At 39.3% G+C, this 5,722-nt stretch carries 7 protein-coding genes; 1 reads left to right on the forward strand and 6 read right to left on the reverse strand.

Annotation, left to right across the window (positions count from 1 at the left end):
• Positions 1-191 precede the first annotated feature (191 nt).
• The 6 genes from N8L33_RS09785 to N8L33_RS09810 are packed head-to-tail and all read right to left on the reverse strand — an operon-like array spanning position 192 to position 3,881.
• Entirely contained in the window at positions 192-791 is a 600-nt protein-coding gene (locus N8L33_RS09785; protein ID WP_101786177.1) for a response regulator transcription factor, read from the reverse strand.
• Positions 792-1,889: a sensor histidine kinase gene (locus N8L33_RS09790; RefSeq protein WP_261059738.1), complete on the reverse strand. Its 1,098-nt coding sequence runs from the start codon at positions 1,887-1,889 to the stop codon at positions 792-794.
• Positions 1,889-2,626: an ABC transporter permease gene (locus N8L33_RS09795; RefSeq protein WP_261059739.1), complete on the reverse strand. Its 738-nt coding sequence runs from the start codon at positions 2,624-2,626 to the stop codon at positions 1,889-1,891. The genes N8L33_RS09790 and N8L33_RS09795 overlap by 1 nt, the downstream gene beginning before the upstream one ends.
• Before the next feature lies 1 nt (position 2,627).
• Entirely contained in the window at positions 2,628-3,512 is an 885-nt protein-coding gene (locus tag N8L33_RS09800; RefSeq protein WP_261031206.1) for an ABC transporter ATP-binding protein, read from the reverse strand.
• On the reverse strand, positions 3,499-3,693 hold the full coding sequence (locus tag N8L33_RS09805) for a hypothetical protein (protein WP_261031208.1): 195 nt from the start codon (positions 3,691-3,693) through the stop codon (positions 3,499-3,501). Before N8L33_RS09805 ends, N8L33_RS09800 begins: the two co-directional genes overlap by 14 nt.
• The gene (locus tag N8L33_RS09810) at positions 3,690-3,881 is read right to left on the reverse strand and encodes a hypothetical protein (protein ID WP_261031210.1); all 192 of its coding nucleotides are present in this window, start codon (positions 3,879-3,881) and stop codon (positions 3,690-3,692) included. The genes N8L33_RS09805 and N8L33_RS09810 overlap by 4 nt, the downstream gene beginning before the upstream one ends.
• A gap of 550 nt (positions 3,882-4,431) precedes the next feature.
• Between N8L33_RS09810 and N8L33_RS09815 the strand changes: the two genes are divergently transcribed.
• Entirely contained in the window at positions 4,432-5,688 is a 1,257-nt protein-coding gene (locus N8L33_RS09815) for an ISL3 family transposase (RefSeq protein WP_261059740.1), read from the forward strand.
• Positions 5,689-5,722: the final 34 nt, after the last annotated feature.

Below are 5,722 nucleotides of genomic sequence, written 5' to 3' on the forward strand. Positions count from 1 at the left end.
TTCTACTGATTTCACGCGTTTTTCTCATACTGAAGGCTAGGTTGGGGGAAACTGGAAGTTAGTTTTAGAAGTTACCCTTTTGTAGTGCTCCCCCAAAAAAGAAAAGGGAGGAATCCCGCCCTCCTAAAGTTAGTATTGTTCCATTCAATCCCATCAATTTTAGCACATAATGTTTAAAAAATATTATATCATCACAACCAACCAGATTCTTTCGCGATATTAGCTGCCTCTGTTCGATTACCAGCATCTAATTTAGAAAGAATATTGGTGACATAGTTTCGGACTGTTCCGTTGGATAGATAAAGTTTGTCTGCAATTTCTTGGTTAGAGAAGCCCTGAGCGACTCCCTTTAAAACTGCGATTTCTTGTTCTGTTAATGGATTGGGATGCGTCATCACCACTTCCATCAATTCAGGCGAATACTCCTTGCGCCCTTCAAGGACAGTGTGCAAGGTATGCATGAGGTCTGCAATGTTTCTTTCTTTTAATACATAAGCATCTACTCCAGCCTTGACCGCACGTTCAAAATACCCAGGACGCTTGAAGGTCGTCACCACAACCACCTTTGTTTCAAGCTTTTCAGCTCGTATCCACTCCAAGACTTCAAGACCTGTCTTAACAGGCATTTCTACGTCAAGGATGGCGATATCTACAGACTCCTTTTCTAATAGTTGGATTGCTTCTTGCCCATTCTTGGCTTGAAAGACAGACTCTACATCTGGTTGAAGCATGAGCAACTGGCACATGGCATCTCGCAACATACTTTGATCTTCTGCGACTAATACTTTCATCTATTTTCTCTCCTTATAAGGCAGTCGAACCTGAACTTCTGTCGGTTGTTTCCAACTAATTACCTTTACTTCTCCCGAAAATGGAAGAACACGATCTCGAACTGTATGGAGGTCATCCCCCTTTATAGAAGTAAAGCCACAGCCATCATCTCTCACTGTTAGAATGAGTTCTTTCTCTGTCCGTTCTAATTTTAAGTAGACTTTAGACGCTTTAGCATGTTTGATGATATTGGTCACTAATTCAAGCAAAATCATGGAAGCCGTTGACTCCAATTCCTGAGTTAGGCTAGCAGTATCTAGTTGGTTATCCGTTTCCACCTCAATTCCAGCAATTTCTAACATCTTTTTCACAGTCTCTAGTTCGGATGTCAAAGTTCTACACTTAAGATTTTCCACAATGGTTCTCACTTCACGCATTGATTCTTTGCTAATTTGCTGTATTTCTCTTAATTCCTTTTCCACCTGTGGATAAGCCTCCATCTGAAATAACTGCAAGGCTAAATCTGTCTTGACACTCAGCATAGCAAAAGTGTGTCCCAGACTATCATGCAAATCCTGACCGATACGACTACGTTCATTTTCAGCAAGCAATAGATTTATCTGGGCATTTTGCTTAGCCTGAGCTTCTTTCAAATCCTCCACAATACGAATCCGAACCAAGCCAAAAGTCATTAAATCGATAAAAGTGATAATTCCGAGCAGATAGACTAGAAACTCAACTTCAACTTCCTGAAAAATCAACAGTTGCCCCACAACAAGGACTTGAGCAAGGAGAAAAGTCCGGACATGTAAAGAATTAAAACTACGTACGCCGAAATGATAAATTAAGAGATTGGCAAGGAAAAAGAAGAACCAGATATAATTTACACCAACAAAGGCGGTATTCCCAGCTACATAGGCTAGCATGATAACCCAACAGAGCCAGGATAAGCGCTGACTCTTGGTGGTTAAAACGCCTAAGTAAGCCACCACAAATAGAATATCAATCAACAAATGCCAGCTAGGTAGCTCCCCAGTCACTACAGGAACGATGGGAAAAACCATAAAAATCAAACTGGCCCAATACATATAGTCTATGCTTTTCAGTCTTTCAAGCATTAAGAATTCTCCTTATGATCTTGAAGGTAAATGGTCAAACCAAACAAAACTGCTGAAAAAACAAGTAGATAAACTGTGGCTGATAAATTGATGCCACCCTCGTTTAAGAAGGTCTTGAGCAACTCCATCAACTGATAAGTTGGTAGACACTTCCCGATTGCTTGCATCCAGTCTGGAAATAAAGAGATGGGCATCCAAAGTCCGCCTAAAACAGCCAAGCCTAGATAGAGAAGATTGCCCACGACAGACATCAGCTGACTAGAAGGCAAGAGTGTCAAGGTCAATCCAAGCGCTACAAAGGCAACACTTCCTACTATCAGCAAGAACGCAGCCCCAATCCAGCTTCCTAGAGGCATATCCACACCTCTGACCAAGTGCCCAACTGAGAAAACAACCAGGATTGAGACCAAATAATCAACCATCATACTTGTTATCTTTGATAGATAATATTCTACCATATTTACAGGGGTATGGCGCAATGTTTTCTGCCAGTTGTTGATTTTATCGGTATGTAAGACAGCTGGAAATGAAAACATAGCTGTCGACATCATGGAAAAGGCAGTCATGGAGATGAGGTAATCACGCATAAAATTAGCCGGTCCACCTGGTGTGTCCTGGTACATGCCTGAAAAGAATAAATAGAATGCTGTCGGCATCCCTACGGATAATAGATAATAGACTAATTGTCGTTTGGTCAATAGAAATTCTATCTTGTTTAGTGCGATCCATCGTTTCATCTTAGTCATCTCCCTTTTGTGTTTCTTCAAAGATTGTATCCAACAAGCTACGATTATTGACTTCAATTTCTTGAATCCTACATCCTGCTTGAACTAACAGTTCCCAGAAAGCATTTGCCTCTCGTGTGACAACTTGCAGAGCATCTTGTTTTTGTGACCAGTTTTCAACCAAGTTAGACTGCTCAATGACTTCCTTGTATGCTAGAGGAAGGATAAAGTGCTTTTCAATCTCCTCACTGCGCATGGCTAGAGGTGTTGTATCGCGAATCAACTCTCCCTTATTCAAGACCAAGATTCGGTCCGCTGTATGCTCTACCTCTTCGATATAATGGGAGGAATAGAGAATGGTAACTCCCTGCGCTTTTAGATCCTGAACAATTTCCCAAAAGCGTTGACGGGTTGAGGTATCCATGGCCGCAGTTGGCTCATCTAAAAAGACAAGCTTTGGTCGCCCAATCAAGGTCAAGACAAAAGAGAAGAGACGCTTTTGCCCGCCTGACAATTTTTCTGCGAATTGCTCTTTCTGTTGCTGGTCAAACTGCAATAGTTGATCGATTTCCTGGTTGCTCAAGGGATTTGGATAAATACTTTGAAAGAAAGCAATCAACTCTTTGACCTTTAATTTCTGAACGATGATATTTTCTTGAGGGAGATAGGATCTTTTGTAGTCTAACTGAGAACTCGTCACTGGCAAGCCTTGGATGGATACTTGACCGCTTGTGACCAGTTTATCTCCAAGCAAACAGTCCAAGAGTGTGGTCTTCCCAGCACCATTGGGACCAATCAAGGCGACGCATTCACCTTCAGCTATCTCAAAGGAAATATCCTTCAAAATAGCCTTGCCCTTGATGATTTTATTTAAGCTTTCTACCTTAATCATGTTCATGATATTCTCCTTTCAGCCACTCCTTTCCCATAGGAAAGGCGATAAAAATCATAAATCCTAGTCCCCAGATACCACGGATGAATTGGTGAAGGAAGGCTTGATCAAACCAACCTGTAAACATTTCTACCAACCATACCACTAGTGATAGTCCAATAAAAAGATAGAGAAACGCTTTTTTCATTTTTCAAACTCCTTTTTCACATCTGAGACTAATTTCAAACCTTCTCGGATAATCCAGGACATCATTCCAAATCCTACAAATAGCTCCCAAGGAAAATGATAGAAATCTTCATCCAATCCTGAGAACATGAGATAAGTCATGACTCCTGCTGCTACTAAACTCATTGCTACAATTACTTTATGTTTCATTTTTTTCTTCCTCCATTTGATACATCTATTATAATTCTTTGAATCTACTGCCACTAGAAGCTTCTGTCATGAGAAGATATGACAAATGTCATAAAAGATTCTGTTCAAAACAAGCAAGATACACTATACAATAAAACACAATTAGAAAAATCTAAAGCAGCTTCCTCAAAAGAAATACCAAAGCCAATTCACACTATATTGAACACTAATACTTATTTAAAATCAAAAGAGCAGAAATTTTTATCGAACAAACACATATATTATAGGCAGAACAAAAAATTCTTCAATTACTTTCTTAAAAGTTTGTAAGAATTATGCAATCTGTCAAATTTTAATTTATGTACCTAAACTACAGTATTCATTGAACAAATCATGAAACAAAAAAGCATACGCAATCAAAATGAATTACTGAAATTTAAAAAAAGAGGCTCTATAATATTTGTAGTGGGTAAGTCCCCTATGGATCTTATGGAGCCGTTTTTGTTGTAGAAAAAAAGTCCCATAAGATCTATAATGAAAAGCGACCAAACAACTCATTAGAAAGATTCATATGGAACAATTACATTTTATCACAAAACTACTCGATATTAAAGACCCTAATATCCAGATTCTAGACATCATCAATAAGGATACACTCAAGGAAATCATCGCTAAACTGGATTACAATGCCCCATCTTGTCCTGATTGTGGACATCAAATGAAGAAATATGACTTTCAAAAACCGTCGAAAATTCCTTACCTCGAAACGACTGGTATGCCTACTAGAATCCTCCTGAAAAAGCGTCGATTCAAGTGCTATCATTGCTCGAAAATGATGGTCGCTGAGACTTCTATCGTCAAGAAAAATCACCAAATTCCTCGTATTATCAACCAAAAAATTGCGCAAAAGTTGATTGAAAAGAATTCTATGACCGATATTGCCCATCAGCTTTCCATCTCAACTTCAACTATTATTCGCAAGCTCAATGATTTTCACTTTGAGCATGATTTTTCGCGTCTTCCTGAGATTATGTCCTGGGACGAGTACGCCTTTACAAAGGGAAAGATGAGCTTTATTGCGCAAGATTTTGACAAGCTCAATATCATCACTGTTCTTGAGGGTAGAACACAAGCCGTCATTCGAGATCACTTTCTTAAATATGATAGAGTCGTCCGATGTCGTGTCAAAATCATTACTATGGATATGTTTAGCCCTTACTATGACTTGGCTAAACAGCTTTTTCCAAACGCTAAAATCGTGTTGGATCGTTTTCATATTGTCCAACACATGAGCCGTGCTATGAGTCGTGTCCGTGTCCAAATCATGAATCAGTTCCATCGAAAATCCCATGAATACAAGGCTATCAAGCGTTACTGGAAGCTCATCCAGCAGGATAGTCGTAAATTGAGTGATAAACGTTTTTATCGCCCTACTTTTCGTATGCACTTAACCAATAAAGAGATTCTTGACAAGCTTTTGAGCTATTCAGAAGACTTGAAACACCACTATCATCTCTATCAACTCTTGCTTTTCCACTTTCAGAATAAGGAGCCGAAGAAATTCTTTGGACTCATTGAGGACAATCTAAAGAAGGTTCATCCTCTTTTTCAGACTGTCTTTAAAACCTTCCTCAAGGATAAAGAGAAAATTGCCAACGCCCTTCAACTACCCTATTCCAACGCCAAACTGGAAGCCACCAATAATCTCATCAAACTTATCAAGCGCAATGCCTTTGGATTTCGGAACTTTGAAAACTTCAAAAAACGGATTTTTATCTCTCTGAACATCAAAAAAGAAAGGACGAAATTTGTCCTTTCTCGAGCTTAGCTTTTCATCAACCCACTACAGTTGACAAAGAGCC

Source organism: Streptococcus mitis (genome assembly GCF_946188695.1).
Classification (GTDB): Bacteria; Bacillota; Bacilli; order Lactobacillales; family Streptococcaceae; genus Streptococcus; species Streptococcus mitis_DF.